This window comes from Belnapia sp. F-4-1, from assembly GCF_000802185.1.
GTDB lineage: Bacteria > Pseudomonadota > Alphaproteobacteria > Acetobacterales > Acetobacteraceae > Belnapia.
Genome location: NZ_KN676113.1, coordinates 3,689,963 through 3,710,681 on the forward strand (window position 1 = coordinate 3,689,963; position 20,719 = coordinate 3,710,681).

Genomic DNA, 20,719 nt, shown 5'->3' on the forward strand with positions numbered 1-20,719 from the left:
TGGTCCTGCCCGGCGTAGCAGCAGGGCCGCGACCGGCGAGGCCGGACCATGCCCGGGAAGCCCGCCCGGGCCGAGGAGAGCGCGTGAGCAGCCGAACCCGCACCGATGCCGCCATGGGTGAACCCGTGCCCGAGGCCGCCGTACCACGTCCGGCGGCGCGCCTGCGCGTCGTCCTCGCCGGGGCGCTGCTGGCGATGATGCTGGCGGCGCTCGACCAGAACATCGTCAACACCGCCCTGCCGCGCATGGTGGGCGAGCTCGGGGGCATGGCGCATCTCTCCTGGGTGGTCACGGCCTTCATGCTGACCTCGACCACGACGACGCCGCTCTACGGCAAGCTCTCCGACCTTTATGGCAGACGGCGACTGTTCTTCGTCGCGATCTCGCTCTTCCTCGCCGGATCGCTGCTTTGCGGGGCGGCGCAGTCGATGGGGCAGCTGATCGGCTTCCGCGCCTTGCAGGGGCTCGGGGCGGGCGGGCTGCTGGTGCTGGCCCAGGCGGTGATCGGCGATGTGGTCTCGCCCCGGCAAAGGCCGCGCTACCAGGGGCTCTTCACCGGGACCTTCGCCCTCTCCAGCGTCGCCGGGCCGCTGCTGGGCGGCGTGATCACCTCGGCGCTGTCCTGGCGCTGGGTCTTCTACGTGAACCTGCCGATCGGGCTGCTGGCGATGGTGATGATCGCCATCGGCCTTCGGCGGGCGCCGCCGGGGCCGGCGCGGCGGATCGACTATCCGGGCGCGGCGCTGCTGGCCGGGGCGACAGCCGCGCTCCTGCTGCTGCTGGCCGGGGGTGGGACGGAGTTCCCCTGGGAATCCCTCGACAGCCTGGCGCTGGCGCTCGGGACGGTGGCGCTGATCGGCCTCTTCCTCTGGTGGGAGCTCAGGGCGCCGGAGCCGCTGATCCGCCTCGCCCTGTTCCGCAACGCCGTCTTCGCCCGCGGCGTGGCGGTGGGCGGGATGATGACCTTCGCCATGCTCGGCTCCACCGTCTTCCTGCCGCTCTACTTCCAGCTCGTCCTCGGGATGAGCCCAGCCGTCGCCGGAATGATGATGCTGCCGCAGGTGGTCGGCATGCTGCTCAGCTCGGTGATCGGCGGGCGGATCGTCTCGCGGCTCGGGCGGAACAAGCCCTTCCTGCTGGCCGCGCTCGCGCTGGAGGCGGCGGCGCTGGCGAGCCTCGCCCTCTTCGCCTGGATCGCGGCGGGGCCGGCGGCTTTCCTCGTCTCCATGGGCGCGCTTGGACTCGGCATGGGGATGGGCATGCCCAACTTGACGACGGCGGTGCAGAATGCCGTTGCGCACCGTGAGCTCGGCGCGGCGACGGGGGCGATGGCCTTCGTCCGCTCGCTCGGCGGGGCGGTCGGGGTGGCGGCCTCGGGGACGATCATGGCCTCGCGGCTCTCGGCGGCGCTGGCCGGGGCGGGCGGGGGGCTCGACCTCGGCCGGCTGACCCAGCACGGGATCGAGGCGATGGCGGGGATGAGCCCCGTTCAGCAGGCGGCGGTCGGGGCCGCCTATCGCTCGGCGCTGACGGGTTGCTTCCTGCTCAGCGGCGTGGTGATGACGGCGGCCTTCCTGCTCGTCCTCGGCCTGCCGGAGCTGACGCTGCGCAACAGCCTCGACGATGCGGATTGAGGCGACGCCTCCAGACAGGATCATCCCCATGCCCGCCCCCATCGCCCTCGGCATCATCGGCTTCGGCATCATGGGGGAGCGGCTGCTGCGTGCGGCGCTCGACCATGCGGCGGAGAGCGTGCGGCCCGTCGGGGTCTGGGACCCGTCGGAGGCCGCGCGGGGGCGGCTGGCCGCGGTGCCGGGCGGGGTGCCGATGCTCGGCTCGGCCGAGGCGGTGATCGCGGCCTGTGACTGCCTCTACATCGCCGCGCCGCCGGCTGCGCATATCCCGCTGGCCGAGGCGGCGCTGGCGGCGGGGCGGGCGGTCTTCCTCGAGAAGCCGCTGGCGACGGACCTGGCCGAGGCGCGGGCCTTCGTCGCGCGGGCGGAGGCGGGACACGCGCGGGCGGCGGTGAATTTCCCGATGGCCTCCTCACCGGCGGTGCGGCAACTCTCGGCCTGGCGCGACGGGCTGCGGCCAGAGGCGCTGGAGATCGAGGTCGGCTTCGCCCGCTGGCCACGCGGCTGGCAGAGCGAGGCGGCGGGCTGGCTCGCGCGGCGGGCGGAAGGCGGCTTCACGCGGGAGGTGGTCTCCCACTTCCTTTTCCTCACCCGGCGGCAGCTCGGGCCGCTGGCGCTGGAGGAGGCCGCAGTCGACTTCCCGCCGGGCGACGGGGCGGAGACGGCGATCCGCGCAGCGCTGCGGGCCGGCGGGGTGCCGGTGCGGCTCACCGGTGGCGTCGGCACCACGGCGAAGGACGACCACAACGTCTGGACACTGAACGATGCGATCCGGCTGCGCGACTGGTCCTTCGCCGAGCGGCGCGGGGCGGGTGGCGAATGGGCGCAGGCGCCGGACGCGCTGCCGAACGAGCGGATGCGGCCGCTGGTGCTGCGGGACCAGCTCGCGGGCGTCGCGGCGATGACACGGGGTGAGGCGCATCACCTGGCGACGTTGTGCGAGGCGCTGGACGTGCAGGAGGTGGTGGAGGCGATCCTGGCGGCCGGTCTCCGTGCCTGAGCGCGCAGCATCCGCCTTGGCCGAACAGGGAGCTCGCGCGTTCCCACGGACAGCCCGTGAGGTCCGGAGGAAATGCCATGCCCCATGATACCTGCGGCTGCTGCGGCGGCCTGATCCATCGTCCCGCTGCCTCAGGGCGCCGCGCCGTTCTGGCTGGCGGCGCCCTGCTGGCCAGCCTGGTTCTCAGGCCCGGCCCCGCGCAGGCGGCGGACCCGGTGCCGAAGACGGACCTCACCCCGGACGCCGCCCTCCGCCTGCTGAAGTCCGGCAACGACCAGTTCCGGACCGAAGCGCCCTTCCGCAGCGTCCAGGGCCGGGAGCGGCGGGTAGAGCTGGCGCGCGGCCAGGCGCCCTTCTGTGTGCTCGTCGGCTGCTCCGACAGCCGGGTGCCGCCCGAATTGCTGTTCGGCCGCGGCCTTGGGGAATTGTTCATCGTCCGCAACGCCGGCAACACGGTCGACACCACGGCCCTCGGCAGCATCGAATACGGCGTAGGCGTGCTCGGCTGCCCGCTGATCGTGGTGCTCGGACACGAAGCCTGCGGCGCCGTGGCCGCGGCGGTGGACGTGGTTCAGCGGAACGCGACCTTCCCCGGCGTGATCGGCGAGATGATCCAGCCGATCATCCCCGCCGTGCTCGCCGCCCGTCGTCCGTCCGGCGAGGTGGATCTGAACGATGCGGTGGTGGCGAATGCCAAGCGCGTGGCGACGCGGCTGAAGACGCAAAGCCCGGTGGTGCAGCAGCAGCTGCGCGAGGGCCGGCTGAAGATTGTCGCTGCCCGCTACGATCTGGACGATGGGGATGTGGACTGGTTCGAGGAGGCCTGAGCCCGGCGAGAAGGTCGGCGCCGTACTGGCTACTGCGCCTTCCGCGCCTCCTCCCCGTCGGCGTTGTGGGTGAATTCGGGCACCAGCCGCCCCAGCTGCGCCAGTGCCGCCCGGGTATTGCCGGCACGGCTGCTGGCGGCGATCTCGTCGATTGCGCGGCCGACGAGCGCCGGATCGGCCGTGCGGGGCGTCGCCATCAGCAGGCCGCGGAATTCGGTCGGGCGCGGCGGCTCCTGGCCGTGGAACAGCTCCTCATAGAGCTTCTCGCCCGGTCGGAGGCCGGTGAAACGGATGTCCACATCTTCCTCCGGCCTGAGGCCGGCGAGGCGGATCATGCGGCGGGCGAGGTCCACGATCTTCACCGGCTTGCCCATGTCGAGGACGAAGATGCCGCCCTCGGCCAGCTCCTTCGGCTGGTCCTCGCGGTCCTCGGCGCCGATGACGCTGGCCTGGAGGACGAGGCCGACCGCCTCGCGCACCGTCATGAAATAGCGTCGCATGTCGGGATGCGTCACGGTCAGCGGCCCGCCCCGCTCCAGCTGGCGGCGGAACAGCGGCACGACGGAGCCGGTCGAGCCGAGCACGTTGCCGAAGCGGACGGTGACGCAGCGCATGCCGCCCTGTGCGCGCGCCTCGCGCTCCAGCGCCTGGCAGTACATCTCGGCGAGGCGCTTGCTGGCGCCCATCACGCTGGTCGGGTTCACCGCCTTGTCGGTGGAGATGAAGACCATCGCCTTGCACCCGACCGCGCGCGCGGCATCGGCGACGATGCGCGTGCCGAGAGCATTGGTCTGCAGGCCCTCCAGCGGGTCGTTCTCCACCATCGGGACATGCTTGAGCGCGGCGGCGTGGAAGACGAGCTCCGGCCGAAGCTCCTCCATCAGCCGGCGCATGCGCGGCTCGTCGCGGATATCGGCCAGCACGGGGCGACGGGGCACGTCCGGATTGCGCTCGCGGAGCTCCAGGTCGATCTCGTAGAGGGCGAACTCGCCGTGGTCGAGCAGGGTGAGTTGGGCCGGGCCGAGCGCGGCCACCTGCCGGGCCAGCTCGCCGCCGATGGTGCCGCCGGCGCCGGTGACGAGGACGCGGCGGCCCTGGATCAGCCGGGCCATGCCCTCGCGGTCGAGCGGCACCTGCGGCCGGTCGAGCAGGTCCTCGATCAGCACGGGGCGGAGCTGGATGGGCGCCGCCTCCTTCGCCTGCAACGGGTCCTCCATCCGCCGGGCCGCCGGGTCGAGGCTGGTGATGGAAGGGGCCCGGCGCACCGGGACGCCATGGCGGTCCGCGGCATCGAGCAGCCGCTCGAGCGCAAGGCCCTGGACATGGGAGGTGGTCAGCACGATCAGCGCCGGCAGGCGGTTCTCGTCCCGCATCCGGTCGAGCACGGCCGGGATCTCGTCGGCCGTGCCGAGGATGGGATGGCCCTGGATGCGCCGCCCGGCCTGGCGGGAGCGCATGGAAAGGATGCCGACGACGCGGTAGCTCGGGCTGCGCTCCTGGGCGAGGCCGCGAATGAAGAGGTTGGCGCCGTCGCCCGCGCCCACCAGCAGCACCGGCTGGGCGGTGCCGACGCCCTCATGCCCGCGCCGGCCATGGTGCAGCCGCCCGGCGACGCGCGGGGCCCCAAGCAGGAGGCCCAGGGTGAGGGCGTGGATCGCCGGGAAGGCGGGATTCGGCGGCACCCAGCCACCCAGCATGTGCAACCCGCCCGAGAAGAGCATCGCCCCGAGCGCCGCGGCGACGACGATGCCGATGAGGTCGGGCAGGCCGGCATAGCGCCAGTATTGCTGCGGCAGCCGCACCGGCAGGCCGGCGGCGAGCAGCGCCAGGGCTGCGCCGGGCAGGGCGAGCAGCCACCACGCCAGGGCGGCCGATTCTGGCGGCCAGGCGCCGGGCGCGGCCAACAGCATCGCCGCCGGCAGGGCGAGAGCGGCGATCAGGCTGTCGAGCAGCAGGTTCAGCAGGATTCGGTGCGGCGCGCGGCGGGCCATGGCGCCGCTATAGGCTGCCGGGCGCCGCTTGGCTATCGACGCTTGGGAGAGCGGCGGCGTGAACGGCAGCCTCGGGCAGCCGCCCGGCCAGCGTCCGGTAAAGGGCAACGAGCCGCTCGGCCTCGGCGGACCAGGCATAGCGGGTGCTGGCGGCGAGCCGTCCGGCGGCGCCGAGGCGGGCCCGCCGCGCCGGGCAGCCGAGGTCGCGGACGGCTGCGGCGATCGCGAGCGGGTCGGCAGTCTCGACCAGCCATCCGCATTGGGCATCGCGGATGATGCCAGCCACTTCGGTGGCGAAGGCCGGGGCAATGACTGGCAGCCCGGCCAGCATCGCATCGAATAATTTGTGCGGCAGCGCCAGCTGGTGGTTGGTCTCGCCCGGCTGGAACAGGACGAGGGCGATATCGGCCTCGGCCATCAGGGCAAGCGCCTCGGCATGCGGGCGCCAGCCGGTGCAATCGATTCGGGGGGCGAGGCCGAGCCGGGCGGCCTCGGCCCGGAATTGCGCTTCCGACCCGTCGGTGAAGCGGCCGATGAGGCGAAGGCGCGTGTCGGGCGGCAGCAGGGCGAGGGCGGCAAGAAGCTGTGGCCAGCCGCGGCTCCGCGTCATCGCCCCGGCATGGACGAGGGTGAGGGGGCCGGGCCGGTGCTCGCGGGGGGCGAGGGTGACGGGAAGGGCGTAGTTGCGGACGGGGATGGTGCGGCCGGGAGCGGCGAAATCCCCGGCGAGCCCGTCCTTCGCCACCACCACCGCATCGGCGGCCCCGCCGGCGAGGCGGCAGCCGAGGCGAAGCAGGGAGCGGGCGAGCGGTCGGAGGGGGTGGGGGAGGCGGGAATCGAGGCGGGAGGGGTAGTGCTCATGCACGTCGAGCACGACCCGGGCGCCGCTGCGGCGCGCGGCCCAGATCGCGGCGAGCCAGGCATCCGGCTCGCTGGCATGCAGGATGCGGGCGCCGCTCGACGCCGCGCGGCGGGCGAGCCGCGGCAGGTTGAGCAGGCGCCCGCGCCAGCCGGGGGGGCGGCGATAGGTTTCGATGGCGACGCCGGCGATGCGGTCGGGCGCATCTGCCGGGCCGGGGGCGAGGTGGCGGACCGGCCAGCCGGCCGCGGCCAGCGCCGCCGCTTCCTTGCGGACCACGCGGATATCGTCCGGCGGGTGGGCGGCGGAGAGCATCAGGATCATGCGGCGCACCAGGGCTGCTCGGCGAGATGGGCGGCCATGCGGGCGCCGGCCTGGCCGTCCCAGAGGGGGATGGGCCGGGCGCGGGGCCAGGTGCCGGCCAGCACCGCGGCGACCGCATCGGGGAGGCCGGCGGCGGCGACCAAGCGGCTGGAGCCAGCCTCCAGCGTCACCGGCCGCTCGGTGCTCGGGCGGAGGGTGAGGCAGGGCAGGTCGAGCGCGGCGCTCTCCTCCTGCACCCCGCCGCTATCGGTGGCGACCAGCCGGGCGCCGGCAAGCAGGGCGAGGAAATCCGGATAGGCCAGCGGCGGCAGCACCGCGATGCCGGGCGGCAGGGCAAGGTCATGGGTTGCGAGCCGGGCGGCGGCACGGGGATGCATCGGCCAGGCAAGGGGCAGCAGCCGGGCGGCGGCGGCGAGGCCGTCGAGCAACGCGGCGAAGGCATCCCGGTCATCGACATTGGCGGCGCGGTGCAGGGTGACGACGCCGTAGCCGCGCGGCGCGAGGCCGGACGGCAGCGGCCGGGCGCGGGCAGCAGGGAGTTGGCGCAGCAGCGTGTCGATCATCGCATTGCCGACGGCGCGGACCTCGCGGTGCCCTTCGGCGCCGAGGCGGGCGGCGCTGTCCTCGTCCGGCGCCCAGTGATGGGTGGCGATGGCGTCGATGGCGCGGCGGTTGATCTCCTCCGGCATGTCGGAATCGGCGCAGCGGAGGCCGGCTTCGAGGTGGAGCAGCGGCAGGGCCAGCTTGCGGGCGGCGAGCGCCGCGGCGAGGGCGCCGTCGACATCGCCGGCCACGACCACCGCGGCGGGGCGGCGGGCCTGCCAGCACTCCTCCGCCGCCATCATGGTCCGGCCGGTGAGCGCGGCATGGCCGCCGCCGGCGATGCCGAGGCTGATCGCCGGCTCCGGCAGGCCGAGGGCGGCGAGGTGGTCGCCGAACAGGGCCGGGGCATGGTGCTGGCCGGTATGGAGCAGGATGGGACGGAGGGGCAGGCGCGCCTCGGCCAGGGCATGCCAGAGGGCGGCGAGCTTCGGCAGGTTGGGCCGGGCGGCGGCAACTAGGTGGAGTTCCATCAGGCGGCGGCCTCGACCAGGGCGCAGAAGCGGTCGGCGAGCAGGCGTCGGTCCCAGCGCTGCTCGGCCTGGCGGCGGGCGGCGCGGCCGAGCGCGGCGCGGCGGGCCGGGTCGGCGGCGAGCGCATCCAGCGCGGCGGCCAGGCCGGGGGCATCGCCGGGTGGGGCGACGAGGCCGCAGGGCCCGTCTTCCAGCAGGCGGGCGGCGCGGCCGGGGCTGTTGGCGACGACCGGAAGCCCCGCCGCTAGGTAGTCCATCAGCTTGTTCGGCGCGGTCCATTCGGCGAAGGCAGAAACCGGTGCCAGGCATTGCAGGCCGATCTGGCTGCCGGCGAGCAGCCCGGCGAGGCGCGGCTTCGGCAGCGGGTCGAGGAAATGCAGGTTGCGAAGCCCGGCGGCTTGGGCCTGGAGGCGGCGCTTCTCCGCGCCCTCGCCGACCAGCAGCAGATGGAGGCGCGGGTCCCGCATCCGGGCGGCAGCCTCGATCAGCTGATGCAGGCCATTGGCCGGCCCGTGCGCGCCCGCATAAGTGGCGAGCACGGCATCGGCTGGGATGCAGTCCGGCCGCCAGGGCGGCACATGGGGGCCGAAGAGGTGGAGGTCGCAGCCATTCGGCAACACCTCGACCAGGCGGGCGCCATGGGCGTGGGCGGTCTCGGCCATGCCCTCGGAAAGGGCGATGACGGCGCGCGCCTGGCGGCAGGCTGCATCGGCCAGCCGGTCCATCGCCCACCAGAGCCCGGGGCTACCGAGGCCCATGGCCCGCGGCAGCTCGGGCCAGGGGTCGCGGATCTCGAAGATGAAGGGCAGGGCGCGCAGCCGCCGCGCGAGCAGGGCGGGGAGGGCGACGCTCAGCGGCGTCGAGCTGGCCAGCGTCAGGTCGAAGCGGCCGGAGAGCGCGAGCCCGGCGGCGCGCCCGGCATAGCGCAGGAAGGCACCGGCCCGCTCGCCGAGGCCCTGGCGGTTGCCGCAGGGGATGGCGAATTCCACGACGCGGAAGGCATCGACCGAGCCCTCGCGCCGGCCGCGGCGGAAAGGACCGGCGAGGCCGGTCTCGGCGCCCTCGTAGCTGCCGCAGGCGAGCGTCACCTCATGGCCGCGGGCGGCGAGGGCGCGGGCCATGGCGAAGCTGCGCGTCGCCGTGGCCCCGCCGGGCGTCGAGAAATGCTGGTGGAGGTAGAGGATGCGCACTCAGCGCCGCCACAGGTTGCGCAGGACGCCGATCACCCGGTCCTGCTGGATGGCGGTCATCGCGCTGCCGGACGGGAGGCAGAGGCCTCGCTCGAAGAGGCCGGCGGCGACGCTGCCGCCGGCGCGCGGGGCGCCGCGGAAGGCGGGCTGCAGGTGCATCGGCTTCCAGACCGGGCGGCTCTCGATGCCGGCGGCGGCCAGTGCCTCGCGCGCCGCCTCGCGGCCCGGGGCGCCGAGGGCGGGGTCGAGCAGCACGGCGGTCAGCCAGCGCGTGCTGCGGCCCCAGGCCGGCTCGGGCATGAAGGCGATGCCGGGCAGGTCGCCGAGGCCGGTCCTGTAGCGCTCGAAGATGGCGCGCCGGGCGGCGACGCGGTCCGCCAGTGCGCCGAGCTCGGCCAGGCCGAGCGCGGCGAGGACCGAGGAAAGGCCATAGGAGTAGCCGGTGGTTTCATGCTCGTAGTGCGGCGCCGGGCGCTTCGCCTGGTTGGCGAGGCCGCGCGCCTCGGCGATCAACGCCGCATCGGCCGAGGCCAGCGCCCCGCCGCCGCCGGCCGTGACGATCTTGTTGCCGTTGAAGCTGAAGGCCGCCATCCGCGCGCCCTGGCCGGCCGGGCGGCCGCGGCAGGTGGCGCCGAGGGCCTCCGCACTGTCACAAAGCACGGGTACGCCCCAGCGGCCGCAGAGGGCGCCGATGGCATCGAGGTCGCAGCTTTGGCCGAAGAGGTCCACCGGGACGACGGCGCGGGGCAGGCGGCCGGCACGGGCGGCCCGTGCCAGTTCGCGCTCCAGCAGGTCGGGGTCGAGGGTCCAGCTTTCGGGCGAGACATCGAGGAAGCGGGGGCGGGCGCCCATCTGCACCGCGGGCGCGATGGTGGCGACATAGGTGAGGGTCGCGGTCCAGACCTCGTCGCCCCGCCCGAGACCGAGGCAGCGATAGCCGAGATGCAGCGCCGCTGTGCCCGAGGCCAGCGCCAGCACATGCGGCAGGCCGGTGGCTTCGGCGAGTGCTGCCTCGAAGGCGGCCGGCGCGGGCCCGGCGGGCGCCACCCAGCCGGATTGCAGGGTGGCGGCGAGGGCGGGCAGTTCGCTGCCCGTCAGATGCGGGGGCGAGAGCAGGATCGGCGTGGCCGGCTCGGCGCGGGGCCTGAGGCGGTGAACCGGTGGGGAGAGCTGCACCGCCTCGACGATCGGCATGGGCAGGACTTTCGTTGCGTTAACAAACTATATGCACAACGGAACGACGTGGCGCAACCCCGGCGAGTCGGGCGACACCGTTTGGCAGGTTCTGTCAGGCTTCGCGCCAAAGGTACCTGGCTTGGCCGTCCGCGCAGCCACGGGTAGGTTACTGGCCTGCTGACGGCTGGCCTGGGACTTGGCAATGGAATGCTTCTGCTGCGGTTCGACTGCCGTCACCGAGCGGCCGGACCGTACTGCGCGGGGGTACCGCCGGGTTCGCTGCCGAGACTGCGGCAAGCAGATCAACGAGCGCAGCGCTGGGCCGCTGAACCACACGCAGTACCCATCCGACGTCATCGCCCTAGTGGTGCTGTGGCGGCTTCGCTACCGCCTGACCCTGCGCGACTTAGCCGAGATGTTTCTCCAGCGCGGCATCGTGTTCAGCCATGAAGCTGTTCGTGACTGGGAGGCGAAGCTCGCACCGAGGCTGGCTGATGAGGTCCGCCGACGCCGGCACGGCAAGGGCGGCGCTTGTGGCCGACGCTGGCACGTGGATGAAACCTACCTGAAAGTGGGTGGCGGCTGGGCCTACCTGTACCGAGCCATCGACCGCGACGGCAATCTTGTCGACACCATGCTGAGTGAGCACCGCGACATGGCGGCGGCCCAAGCCTTCTTTCGCTCGGCAAGGTCGGTCACCGGCCAAGCCCCCGACCAGGTCACCACGGACGGGCACGGCTCCTACCCACGCGCGATCCGATCAACGCTCGGCCGGAGGGTCGTCCATCGCAACAGCGCCTATAAGAACAACAGACTGGAACAAGATCATCGGGGCGTTAAAGGCCGCATACGATGTATGCGTGGCTTCAAGAGCTTCGATGCGGCGAGGCGGTTCTGCAAAAGCTTCGACGAATTGCGCAACTTCCTTCGTCCCTGCACCCGCCACAACCAATACGTCTCTGCCCGCCGCCGTCGCCTGCTTCACCTCCGTCGTGCCACCACTGCGCTCGCTATTCTGGGCGCGGCGTAACCAAAACCCGGCCACCACCTCGCGTCGTCATGGTTGGCGCGAATGCTGACAGAACCGTTTGGCAGGTGGCGGCACTTCGCGGCCTCGCTTGGCCTAACCCCGAAGCCGCACTCGAGTGGCGGTAAGGAGCGCCTGGGCCGGATCTCCCGGCAGGGCAACTCCATGTTGCGCCGGCTGCTGGTTCTCGGCGCCACCAGTCGTCTACGCAATGCCCGGCGCAACCCGGAGGCCTCGGACTGGGCCACGCGCCTGCTGGCCCGGCGACCCTTCAAGGTCGCGGCTGTGGCATTGGCCAACAAGATGGCCCGCATCGCCTGGGCCTTGCTGGCTAGGGGAGGGACCTACACAGCATCCACAGCCGCCTAGGCGGTTGCGTCCGAGCTCGCCGGGCGCCGCGCCCGGCGGGGGCCAAGGTGCCAAAGCGACGATGACAGCGAGAGACCGGTGAGCCGGTGACGAGACAGGCCGTTTATCGCAATGCGCTCCCGAGCGCGCTCGCATGATTGCCCCTCGTTCCGCGCAGCTCATCAGGGCCCGCGGCCAGACCGGCCGCATCAGAGGCCGGACACATGACCGCACCCGTGCTCTCAATGCCAACGCTGCAGATTCGCCTTGACCCGCAGGGGGCATCCACACATGCGATAAGCCCCGCTTACCGCAAATGATCCAGGGCTTGCCGCAATCGCGGCAAACCGCCAGACTCCAGGCCTGACCGGGGGCGGGTAGGGGGCTATGAGCAAGGCGGAGAGTGCGGCGGCGGCCGAAGCCGGACTGCCGGCGGTGGTGCCCGAGCCGGGCAGGGGCCTCGCCCCGATCGGCGCCGCGGCGCTGGCCGTCGCCCAGGCCTATGCCCGGGAGGCGCTCGCGCCCGAAACGCTTCGCGCCTATGCCGCCGACTGGGCGCATTTCTGCGGCTGGTGCAGCGAGACCGGCTGCCCTCCGCTGCCGGCCGAGCCGGCAGCCGTCGCCGCCTATCTCGCCTCGCTCGCCGGCCTGTACTCCCGCTCGCTGCTCGAGCGCCGGCTCGCCGCCATTGGCCAGCAGCACCGCCTCCGCGGCCTCGACTGGTCGGCCGGGCACCCGGCCATCCGCACCACGCTCCGCGGCATCTACCGCCGGCATGGCAGCCGCCGGCGCCAGGCCGCGGCGCTGACCTCGGCCGAGCTGCGCAAACTGGTCGCCGCCTGTGGTGGCGATCTGGCCGGCCTGCGCGATCGCGCCCTGCTGTTGCTGGGCTTTGCCGGGGCGCTGCGGCGGTCCGAGCTCGTCGGCATCGACCGTGAGCACCTGCGCTTCACCGGCGAGGGGCTCCGCCTGACGCTGCCCTCCTCCAAGACCGATCAGGAGGGCAAGGGGACCGAGCTCGGCATCACCCGCGGCAAGCGGGCCGAGACCTGCCCGGTGCGGACGCTCGAGGCTTGGCTGGGTGCCTCGGCCTGCGACTATGGCCCGGTGTTTCGCAAGGTCGACCGCTGGGGCAACATCGAGCATGCCCGACTCAGCGGCGAGGCGATCCGCACCATCCTCAAAGGCCGGGCCAAGGCGGCCGGGATCACGGTGCACAGCACCGAGCGGCTATCGCCCCACGGCCTGCGGGCGGGCTTCGTCACCGAGGCCTACATGGCTGGTGCCCGAGATGAGCAGGTGATGGACCACACCCGGCACCGCGACCTCAAGACCATGCGCGGCTATGTCCGCCGGGCCAAGCTGGTCACCGAGAGCGCCAGCAAGCTGCTCGACCTGTGACCAGGGCCCAAGATAGGAAGAGGCTGCCGGAGTTGGGTGGCGGGGCCGGGGAAGGGGCTAGTGCCCTGCCATCCGAGGTGCTGGCGCCGGCGCATACCGACTGGCTGTACCACCACCTCCGCGTCACCGGCGATCCGGCCGAGGTCGCGGCCTTCCGCCAAGCTGCGGCCGGGGCTGGGGTTATCCCCTGGCAGCACAGCCTCGGCCGGGCCGAGGAGGACTGGTTCCATCTGCTGGTCGCACCACCGCCGCCGCTCGCCCGCAGTCTGAGCCTCGAGGGCGCCCGCATCTTGGCCGGCCAGCTGCGGGCGGCAGCCGAGGAGCGGCTGCGGCTGGTGGCGGAGCGCTCGGGCGAGAGCCGAGCCTGCCCGCTCGACCTGCACCGGCTGCTGCCGGTGCCGGAGAGGGTGCTGCGGCTTGGGCCGGAGCATCCGGAGGCGCGGGCCTGGCTGTGGGCCCATTGGGGCACGACCGAGGCGCTGCGCCATGCGGTCGAGCTGCCGGTGCCAAAGCGCGGGCAGCCAGCCAAGCGCGACCCTGGCTTGCTGTGGCTGGGCTTCTGGTCGGCCGATTGGACGCCCTGGCCGGCGCTCCGGCAGCTGCGCGCGCGCTGGCCCGGGCTGCTGCTGGCAGTGCAGCCACACTACCATGACCCCTGAGGTGGACAGCGCCGAGGCCTTCCTCGACGCCACCCCGGCCGCGGTCGGCAACAGCGGCGCGCCAGCGCTGCGGCTCGGGGCCTATGAGGGCCCGCTCGACCTGCTGCTGGAGCTCGCGCGGGCGCAGCGGGTCGATCTGGCGCAGATCTCGATCGCCACCCTGGCCGAGCAATTCGAGGCCGTGGTCGCGGCGGCGATCGAGAGCCGGACAGTGCCGCTGCCGCGGCTGGCGGACTGGTTGATCATGGCGGCCTGGCTGACGCTGCTGCGCTCGCGCCTGCTACTGCCGGCCGCGACGGCGGAAAGCGCCGAGGCCGAGCGCGAGGCAGAGGGGTTGCGCCGGCAGCTGGCTGACCGGAAGTGGGCGAGCCGGCTGGCGGACTGGCTGGAGCGGCGACCACAGCTGGGGCGGCAGGTGTTTGCACGCGGCGTGGCGGAGCCTGACCCTGCCATTATCGGTGCACCGCCGCTGGCGGACACGGCGGAGCTGCTGCGGGCCTGCCTGCGGCTGCTGGTGCTGCCGCACCGCGACCGGGTATACCGGCCACGGCCGCCGACGCTGTGGCGGGTGCTGGATGCGCTGGAGCGGATGCGCGAGCTGCTGCCGACGGTGGGCGAGGGGGCTAATCTCACCGCGTTCCTGCCACCGCTGTCCGAGACGCGAACGCAATCAGCGCTCCAGCGACGGGCAGCGCTGGCGACCACGTTCATGGCCGGGCTGGAGCTGGGCCGAGATGGCGTAGTTATACTGGACCAGTTGGAGCCCTTTTGTGTTGTGGTTGTTCGCGCTGAGCCAACTTTCGTCGCGTCAAATTCGTTGCGCTACGAAGGAGTGGGCGACCGCCAAGCCTGACCATCAGCCGCTTTCGGCCAAGGATCGGACCGCGACCAGGCTGGTATCATCGACAGCAGGCTCGCAGTCTTCGGCCGCGCCTACGCCGCGGAGCCCGACGAACTGGTTCGGTGGCTGACGCGCGACGAGGCGATCCGTAAGGCGGGTACGCTCCTGCTCACCGTGCCGGACCAGCTCGGTGTCGCCTACAACGCCCATGTTATCGGAGCGCTCCTAAGACGGGTCGTGCTCCCTCTCGTCTGGCGCTGAGCTGAGCGCAGTCAGCCTTCCCCGGCGCCCGAGCGGACCTGGCGGTAGAGCTGCTCGCAGCGGTCGAGCATCATATCTCGCGTAAACAGCCGCGCGGCCCGCTCATGCACTACGCTCCGGGGGATGGCTATGGCCGAGCGGATCGCCTGGGCCAGCGTCTTGGCATCCTGGCCCGATGCGAAGGCGCCGGCCTCGGCGATGACCTCGCGTGCCGCGCCCATCTCGAGGCTCGCCACCGGCACTCCACAGGCCATCGCCTCTACGGCGACCAGCCCGAAGGGCTCGTCCCAGCACGGGGTGAACAGGAAGACCGAGGCGCGTCCCAGTTCCGCAGCGAGGGCGGCGCTCCGGATATGCCCGCCGTAGCGGATCGGCCCGCCCAGCAACGGCGCCACCGCCTCCTCCCAATAGACTGGCTCCTCGATGGTGCCGAAGATGGTCAGCGGCAGGCCGGCGCGCCGGGCTGCCTCGACCGCCAGATGCGTGCCCTTGTTCGGCGTGATGCGTCCGCACCACACGGCGCTGCCGTCGCCCCGCTCCTGGTAGGGCCAAGCCGCGAGGTCGATGCCGTTGTGGAGCACCGAAACCTCCGCCGGCACTTCCTCCGGCCACCATGCCTTCCTCTGGCTGGCCGAGGTGACGGTGATCCGGTGGGACGGGCCGGCGCTGTCCTGCACGAACCAGCGCAGGGCGTCGAAGGGCGGGACATGCAGCGAGGTCACGGTCGGCACGCCGCCGTCCCGCGGCCATCGCAGCGGGAAGCGATGCAGGCTGTTGTTGTGCACCACATCAAAGCCGCCGGCGGCGATCCGCTCGCCCGCCGCGGCGAAGCCGGCATCGACATGCGCGATCAGCGGGGCGCTGCCGCGATGCTCGGCCCAGGGAAAGACCTTCTCATAATGCTCGGCCAATACCGGGTCGATGGCGAAGCGCGGGTCGCTGTCGCCGGCAGCGAAGAGCACGACGTCATGGCCACGCGCCTGCAGCCCGGCGACGAGATGCCAAGCATGGGCTTCCATCCCGCCCATGAAGGGCTCGGCGATCGGCTGACGGACATGCGCGAGGACGGCGATCCTCATGATGCGGCGCGGGTGAGGCCGGCGCCCTGCTCCTCCAGGATGCGGATGACGCTGGCCGTGTTGGCATAGGGCTGGTGGCTCTGCTGCCCGGTCAGCGTGAAGTCCTCCGCCGTCGGGCGGCGCAGGATGCGGATGGGCCGCCCGGGCGCGTCGTCGATCAGCCCCATCAGGCGGAAGGCGTGCAGCCAGTGCCCCATGGTTCGGTAGCCCCATTTCGCCTCGAAGAGCTGCGCGTTGCGCACCACGCTGTCGAGGTGATGGACCGGCGGCATGTGGTGGGGGTGGTACTGATGGTAGACTAGTCCGCCCTTCGTCCAGGCGATCGGGATGCCCCGGCTGTCGAGCAGCTTGCCGAAGTCGGTGTCCTCGCCGCCATAGCCGACATAGCGCTCGTCAAAGCCGCCCGCGGCGAGGAAGGTCTCGCGCCGCATGGCAAAGTTCAGCGACCAGAAGCACCGGTAGTCGGCGCAGCGCTCGATGCCGGCGGGCGGCGGGCCGCGCCGGTCGGAGTGCCGGACGGCCTTGGCGGCGAAGCTGTCGAAGCGCAGCCCGTCTGCGGTCGCCCCACCGGGCAGGTACATGACCTCGCCCATCAGCAGCCCGTCGAAGGCGCCGAGTTCCCGGGTGTAGTCGGCGATCAGATCCGGCGCGGGGATGCAGTCGGCGTCAAGGAAGATCAGCGCCTGCCCCGTCGCCGCCCGCGCCGCGGCATTGCGCGCGGCGGCCAGCGGCAGCGACCCAGCCTCGATCATCACCTGCCGTACCGGGAAGGGCGCCTCCGGCAGGTGATAGCGGGCCTCCTGCATGACCGCGACGATCAGCTCGGATGGCGGCTCCGCCTGGTGGCAAAGGCCGAGCACGAGGTTGTCGAGATGCGCCGGCCGTCCCCCGGCCAGCGTCACAACCGATGCAGGCATCATGCGTCTTCAGGCTCCGAACGGCGGTGGGGATGATGTGGCGCGGGCTCCGACCAGAGCTCCTCGGCAAGCCGCTCGAGCCAGGCGGCGGCCTTGCCGGCCGCGTCGTCCTCGATCAGCCCGCGCTGTGCGAGGGGGCGGTGATCGGCCAGGGTCTCGGCCAGGGCCTGCTGCCAGGCGCCGGCAGAGGAGGGCAGGTGCAGCCTCACGGTGGCGACGCCGGCGGCGGCCAGGGCCTCGGCCTTGCGGTGCTGCTCGTCGAAGTACCGCCATTCGGGAATAGCGAGCCAGGGCCGGCCGGCCGCCAGGATCTGCTGGCAGGTGGTGTTGCCCGTGGAGGCGACCACGATGTCGGCCGCGGCGATATGGTCGGCGACGGTGTCGACCCAGCCGCGATGCTCGAGATTCGTCGGCTCCGTGGCGTGCCAGTCGCGCTCGATCCGCCCGATGGTGACCCAGCGCGCCGCCGGGCGGCTCCGCGCGCCGACCGCGATGGGGCCCTGGCTGAAGCCGTTGCCGCCGCCGCCAGCCAGGACCAGGACCATCTCCTCCTCGGCCCCGATGCCGATGCGCCGACGCGCCGCCTGCTTCTCGGCGACGGACGCATCGATGCCGAGCCCGCCAGCGAAGCAGGTCCTGGCCCGCATCGCCATCGGCCATTCGGGCTGCGCCAGCCCGGCGTGGAAGGGTGCCAGCAGCCCGGCGGCCCCGTCATAGGCGGCGCGGTGACCGGCATCGCCGCGGTCGCCGTGCTGCAGCACCTTGACATGGGGGACGCTGCAGATGCGCGACAGCTGCGCGATCTCGGCCGAGACGTCGCAGATCATCAGGGCCGGGTCGGCCCGGTCGAACCATTGGGTCATGCTCGCCATGGCCCGCCGGATGCCTGGCCATCCGAGCGGCGCGCAGTGCAGCGTCTCGGGCGTCGGGATATGGTCCATGCCCAAGGCCTCGTCCCCGCGCGCCTCGAACAGCGAAGGAATTGTCTCGATTCGTGCGCTCACCGGCAGGCTTGAGAAGATATCGTCGCGGGCACAGAAAATCGTCAGCGGCCGGTCGGCGGGCAGCGCGGCGGCGATCCTTGCGCAGCGCTCGGCATGGCCGCGTCCCTGGTGGTGGACGAAATAGCCGAAGGGACGCTTCATGCCCCGGCGTGGCCAAGGCCGAGCGCCGCCAGCCCTTCCATCACCCCGGCGGCATGACGGGCTGCGACGCGGCGGAGGCCGTGCCGAATCCGGAGGTGATCGAGGTCTGCATCGGCATTCCCGACGACAATGGCATGGCCGCAGGCGTCGAGCATGTCGAAGTCGTTGCCGCTGTCGCCCGCAGCCGCGCAATCTGCAAGCGTCATCCCATGCTGTCCGACATAGGCGGCAATCGCCGCCGCCTTGCCGCCGCCTGGGGCCAGCACGTCGATCAGGCGGCCATGGGAGTGGACGACGCGGGCCTGCAGCCCGGCCTTCATCAGCGCCTCCCGGATGTCCTCCGCGTCGTGGGGCCCGCCAAAATAACTGAGCTTGTACCGCCCATTCGCTGCCGGCGGCTGTGGCGTCAGCGGCATTCCGCCCAGGGCGGCGACCACCGCCGCCCTGTCCCATCCCTCGGCCAGACGCTGCGCGTAGAGGGGGCATTCCTGCCAGCCTCCATCGGATGCGGGCAGCATGATGCAGGTGCCGACATCGACGATATAGGCGTCGGGTTGCGGCAAGTGCCAGGCATCGAGGGTGCTACGTGCAGCTTGGAAGGAGCGGCCGGTTGCCACCACGAATGGCAGTTGCCGCTTGGCCCGCCAGGCTGCGAAGGCCCTCGCACCGGTCGCACAACCCGTCAGGGTGCCGTCGATATCGCAGGCGAGAAGCCGCGGCCGGCGCCGAAGAGACGCGTAGAGCGCAATCGATCGCTCGGCATAGTTCAACCAGCTGTACCGATGGATCCGGTTGCGCGGGGCTGCTGCCAAGCTTGCATGCCGGTCAGCATCGGACAGGAGTTCGAGGCAAGCATTACCAATGGCGGATTCGTCGGAAGGGTCGACGAGCAAGCCATGGCCCAAAGCCTCGACTATCTCGGCCGCGCCGCCATGCCGTGTTGCAACGACAGGGACACTTGCGGCAGCCGCTTCGATCAGGGTGAGGCCGAAGGGCTCGTGCAGCGCGGGATTCACAAAGACTCCCCCAGCAGCGGCGCGCCGGTACAGGGCGGCGACATCCGCCTCGCCATGGGTCAGAGGCAGTGCAACCCGACTCCGCAAATCGGGAGCGGCGCAGAGCCGCCTCAGCTCGTCGACAACCTGCCGCTCCTCGGCCGAGCCGTGCCGGCCGCCGCTCTGGCCGGCGAGGATGACGAGGTTGGCGCGAGCCATCAGTGCGGGGTTGGCGGCATAGGCCCGCACGAGAGCTGCAATATTCTTTTTTCGAACGGGACGCGCGATCGTCAGGATGATCGGCTTGCCGGGTTCGGCGAAGCCGTCCTCCAACCGCTCGATGAGCCTCGATTCGGCCGCATTGGCCCGTCGCTGCGGCACACCGGGTGGAATGCAATGAATTCGCGCGTCAACCGTAACGCCATAGGCTGCGACCTGCTCGGACGCTTCCTGCAGGCTCGACACGATAATCGCGTCGGCCGAAGCCAAAGCATAGCGTTCCGCCGCGATCCGACCTCCAATCTTGGGTGCGCTGCCGTCGCTTTGCCGCTTGTCGAGACCGAGGGCGTGGGGCGTATAGACGACGGGAATGTCGAAGAGCTGCCTCGCCTGGAGCGCGACGCCGACCGCATCGGCGAAATGGGCATGGATCACGTCGGGCAGCTCGGGCAGTGACGCAAGGTAGCCGATAAAGGCTTGGGTGAATGCGGGAAGCTCCCCTGCGAGAGCCTCCTTCTCCAGATAGCATCGGCAGGACGTAGCGAGCCGATTGATGGTGAAGCCTGGTGCAACGGCTTCGGAAGGTTTCGAGTACTCCCCGCCCAAGACAGGGTCGTCAAACAGCCGTGTAACGATCGAGACTCTCGAGACGCTGTCTGCCCTCCTCTGCTGGGAGGCGGCACCCACGACATAAACAATGTGCCCGCCGGTATCTGCTGTAATACCAAAATTGACCGGGCCCGACTTTAAGCATCCTCCAAGAGCCAAGTGTAAGATGAACAAGCCAACCTCGATGATTGAACGGCAAACCGACGTAATTCAGGATGCGGTCAGGCAACTATCGTGGAAATCGTGCCGATGGGAAGTTTGTCAAGGCGATCACCGGTCATGCCGATCCACCGAAATGTCGACGGCGTCGTTCGAATGAGCAGGTTCGGCGGGTCGTTCTGAATCTATTGAGCGCTAGGCGGAATGAATTGGTTGGGCCAAGGTGGTCTGATGTCAGCCGAGCCCACCACCTACTCCGGCCACCGCTTTCCGAACGAGGTCATCCACCATGCCATCTAGCCCTTTCACCTGTTCAGCCTGAGCCTGCGCGACATCGGGCTGATCTTGGCCGAGCGGGGTGTTGTGGCCAGCTACGAGAGTATCCGTCGTTGGTGCCTCCGCTTCGGCGCGGACCTCGCCATCAGGCTGCGCAAGCGGTGGCCGAGGCCAGGCGATATTTGGCACACAGACGACGTTCATCTAAAAATCAGCGGCGAACTTTTCTGTCTCTGGCGCGCGGTGGACCAGCGCGGTGTCGTGCTGGATGCAGGAGTGGCACAACGCCACGGGGTCATGTCCCTGGTAATGGTGTAGGAGCGGTTGCTTTTGGCGGGCTGGGCCATCGTGTTGCACGGGTCAGAGGCTTGGACGCATTGGTCCCTGCCCACGTTCGGGATCATGCGATGCCGACGTATTCCGGCCGCCCAAGCTCGAGCATTCGGTTCAGCACGCCGGCGGCGATGGCCACCTCGGTCGCCTGTCGCCCATCCGTTTGCGAGCGCAACCCGTCGCCGATGACGCGTTTCCACCAGGAGACGTCGGCCTCCACCAGGGCACGCCAGTTATAGCCCGAGGCGTGCTGCCAGCCCATACGACCGGACTCAGCGATAGATCGCAAGTGCGCGTCCCGCTGCGTCGGTTCTGTCAGGCTTCGCGCCAAAGGTACCTGGCTTGGCCGTCCGCGCAGCCACGGGTAGGTTACTGG

Annotated in this window: 19 protein-coding genes; 9 read left to right on the forward strand and 10 right to left on the reverse strand. The window is 71.4% G+C overall.

The annotated features are described in order from the left end of the window. The first annotated feature begins 83 nt into the window (after positions 1 to 83). The 3 genes from LH62_RS17460 to LH62_RS17470 all read left to right on the forward strand — a co-directional run bounded on the left by LH62_RS17460 (position 84) and on the right by LH62_RS17470 (position 3,461). Entirely contained in the window at positions 84 to 1,634 is a 1,551-nt protein-coding gene (locus tag LH62_RS17460; protein ID WP_236552570.1) for a DHA2 family efflux MFS transporter permease subunit, read from the forward strand. Between the two features lie 28 nt (positions 1,635 to 1,662). Continuing rightward, complete coding sequence (locus LH62_RS17465; RefSeq protein ID WP_043363358.1) at positions 1,663 to 2,634, forward strand: Gfo/Idh/MocA family protein; 972 nt, start codon at positions 1,663 to 1,665, stop codon at positions 2,632 to 2,634. Between the two features lie 77 nt (positions 2,635 to 2,711). Continuing rightward, positions 2,712 to 3,461 (forward strand): carbonic anhydrase, encoded by a 750-nt coding sequence (locus tag LH62_RS17470; protein ID WP_043363359.1) that lies wholly within the window; start codon positions 2,712 to 2,714, stop codon positions 3,459 to 3,461. 29 nt (positions 3,462 to 3,490) lie between these two features. Here the strand turns inward: LH62_RS17470 and LH62_RS17475 are convergent, their stop codons facing one another. From LH62_RS17475 to LH62_RS17495, 5 genes are read right to left on the reverse strand one after another with little or no spacing between them, the layout of a single operon-like run. Then, complete coding sequence (locus LH62_RS17475) at positions 3,491 to 5,452, reverse strand: nucleoside-diphosphate sugar epimerase/dehydratase (protein ID WP_052214627.1); 1,962 nt, start codon at positions 5,450 to 5,452, stop codon at positions 3,491 to 3,493. A 7-nt stretch (positions 5,453 to 5,459) separates the two neighbouring features. Next, the gene (locus LH62_RS17480; RefSeq protein WP_236552658.1) at positions 5,460 to 6,635 is read right to left on the reverse strand and encodes a glycosyltransferase; all 1,176 of its coding nucleotides are present in this window, start codon (positions 6,633 to 6,635) and stop codon (positions 5,460 to 5,462) included. Beyond that, positions 6,632 to 7,708 carry a UDP-N-acetyl glucosamine 2-epimerase gene (locus tag LH62_RS17485; RefSeq protein WP_043363363.1) on the reverse strand — a complete coding sequence of 359 codons (1,077 nt, stop codon included), beginning with the start codon at positions 7,706 to 7,708 and terminating at the stop codon, positions 6,632 to 6,634. The genes LH62_RS17480 and LH62_RS17485 overlap by 4 nt, the downstream gene beginning before the upstream one ends. Then, positions 7,708 to 8,898, reverse strand: coding sequence for a glycosyltransferase family 4 protein (locus LH62_RS17490; RefSeq protein WP_043363364.1), 1,191 nt, complete (start codon positions 8,896 to 8,898; stop codon positions 7,708 to 7,710). The genes LH62_RS17485 and LH62_RS17490 overlap by 1 nt, the downstream gene beginning before the upstream one ends. Beyond that, entirely contained in the window at positions 8,899 to 10,092 is a 1,194-nt protein-coding gene (locus LH62_RS17495) for a DegT/DnrJ/EryC1/StrS family aminotransferase (RefSeq protein ID WP_082012632.1), read from the reverse strand. It abuts the gene before it with no gap. A gap of 184 nt (positions 10,093 to 10,276) precedes the next feature. Here LH62_RS17495 and LH62_RS17500 point away from each other — a divergent pair, with 184 nt between their 5' ends. The 5 genes from LH62_RS17500 (at position 10,277) to LH62_RS17515 (ending at position 14,362) form a co-directional block, all read left to right on the forward strand. After that, a complete protein-coding gene (locus tag LH62_RS17500) occupies positions 10,277 to 11,104 on the forward strand; it encodes an IS6 family transposase (RefSeq protein ID WP_043363365.1) in 828 nt (275 codons plus the stop codon). Positions 11,105 to 11,137: 33 nt separating this feature from the next. Continuing rightward, positions 11,138 to 11,470 carry a transposase gene (locus tag LH62_RS29385; RefSeq protein WP_408735073.1) on the forward strand — a complete coding sequence of 111 codons (333 nt, stop codon included), beginning with the start codon at positions 11,138 to 11,140 and terminating at the stop codon, positions 11,468 to 11,470. 366 nt (positions 11,471 to 11,836) lie between these two features. After that, entirely contained in the window at positions 11,837 to 12,850 is a 1,014-nt protein-coding gene (locus tag LH62_RS17505) for a site-specific integrase (protein WP_082012634.1), read from the forward strand. Continuing rightward, positions 12,847 to 13,509: a hypothetical protein gene (locus LH62_RS17510; protein WP_144404519.1), complete on the forward strand. Its 663-nt coding sequence runs from the start codon at positions 12,847 to 12,849 to the stop codon at positions 13,507 to 13,509. Before LH62_RS17505 ends, LH62_RS17510 begins: the two co-directional genes overlap by 4 nt. Beyond that, the gene (locus tag LH62_RS17515; protein WP_052214629.1) at positions 13,499 to 14,362 is read left to right on the forward strand and encodes a ScpA family protein; all 864 of its coding nucleotides are present in this window, start codon (positions 13,499 to 13,501) and stop codon (positions 14,360 to 14,362) included. Before LH62_RS17510 ends, LH62_RS17515 begins: the two co-directional genes overlap by 11 nt. 260 nt (positions 14,363 to 14,622) lie before the next feature. On the opposite strand, the gene LH62_RS17525 is transcribed toward LH62_RS17515, so the two are convergent. Genes LH62_RS17525 through LH62_RS17540 form a run of 4 tightly spaced genes read right to left on the reverse strand, consistent with a single transcriptional unit; the run spans position 14,623 to position 19,749 of the window. Further along, positions 14,623 to 15,690, reverse strand: a complete 1,068-nt coding sequence (locus LH62_RS17525) for a glycosyltransferase (protein WP_043363367.1) — start codon at positions 15,688 to 15,690, stop codon at positions 14,623 to 14,625. Next, entirely contained in the window at positions 15,687 to 16,610 is a 924-nt protein-coding gene (locus tag LH62_RS17530) for a galactosyltransferase-related protein (RefSeq protein WP_043363368.1), read from the reverse strand. The genes LH62_RS17525 and LH62_RS17530 overlap by 4 nt, the downstream gene beginning before the upstream one ends. Then, positions 16,607 to 17,752: a glycosyltransferase gene (locus tag LH62_RS17535; RefSeq protein ID WP_043363369.1), complete on the reverse strand. Its 1,146-nt coding sequence runs from the start codon at positions 17,750 to 17,752 to the stop codon at positions 16,607 to 16,609. The genes LH62_RS17530 and LH62_RS17535 overlap by 4 nt, the downstream gene beginning before the upstream one ends. Further along, positions 17,749 to 19,749, reverse strand: a complete 2,001-nt coding sequence (locus LH62_RS17540; RefSeq protein WP_043363371.1) for an HAD family hydrolase — start codon at positions 19,747 to 19,749, stop codon at positions 17,749 to 17,751. Before LH62_RS17540 ends, LH62_RS17535 begins: the two co-directional genes overlap by 4 nt. A 348-nt stretch (positions 19,750 to 20,097) precedes the next feature. Between LH62_RS17540 and LH62_RS32725 the strand changes: the two genes are divergently transcribed. Continuing rightward, a complete protein-coding gene (locus LH62_RS32725) occupies positions 20,098 to 20,328 on the forward strand; it encodes a DDE-type integrase/transposase/recombinase (protein ID WP_369796786.1) in 231 nt (76 codons plus the stop codon). An 82-nt stretch (positions 20,329 to 20,410) separates the two neighbouring features. Here LH62_RS32725 and LH62_RS17545 read toward each other — a convergent pair whose 3' ends face one another. After that, on the reverse strand, positions 20,411 to 20,632 hold the full coding sequence (locus LH62_RS17545) for a hypothetical protein (protein ID WP_201445528.1): 222 nt from the start codon (positions 20,630 to 20,632) through the stop codon (positions 20,411 to 20,413). Positions 20,633 to 20,719 lie beyond the last annotated feature (87 nt).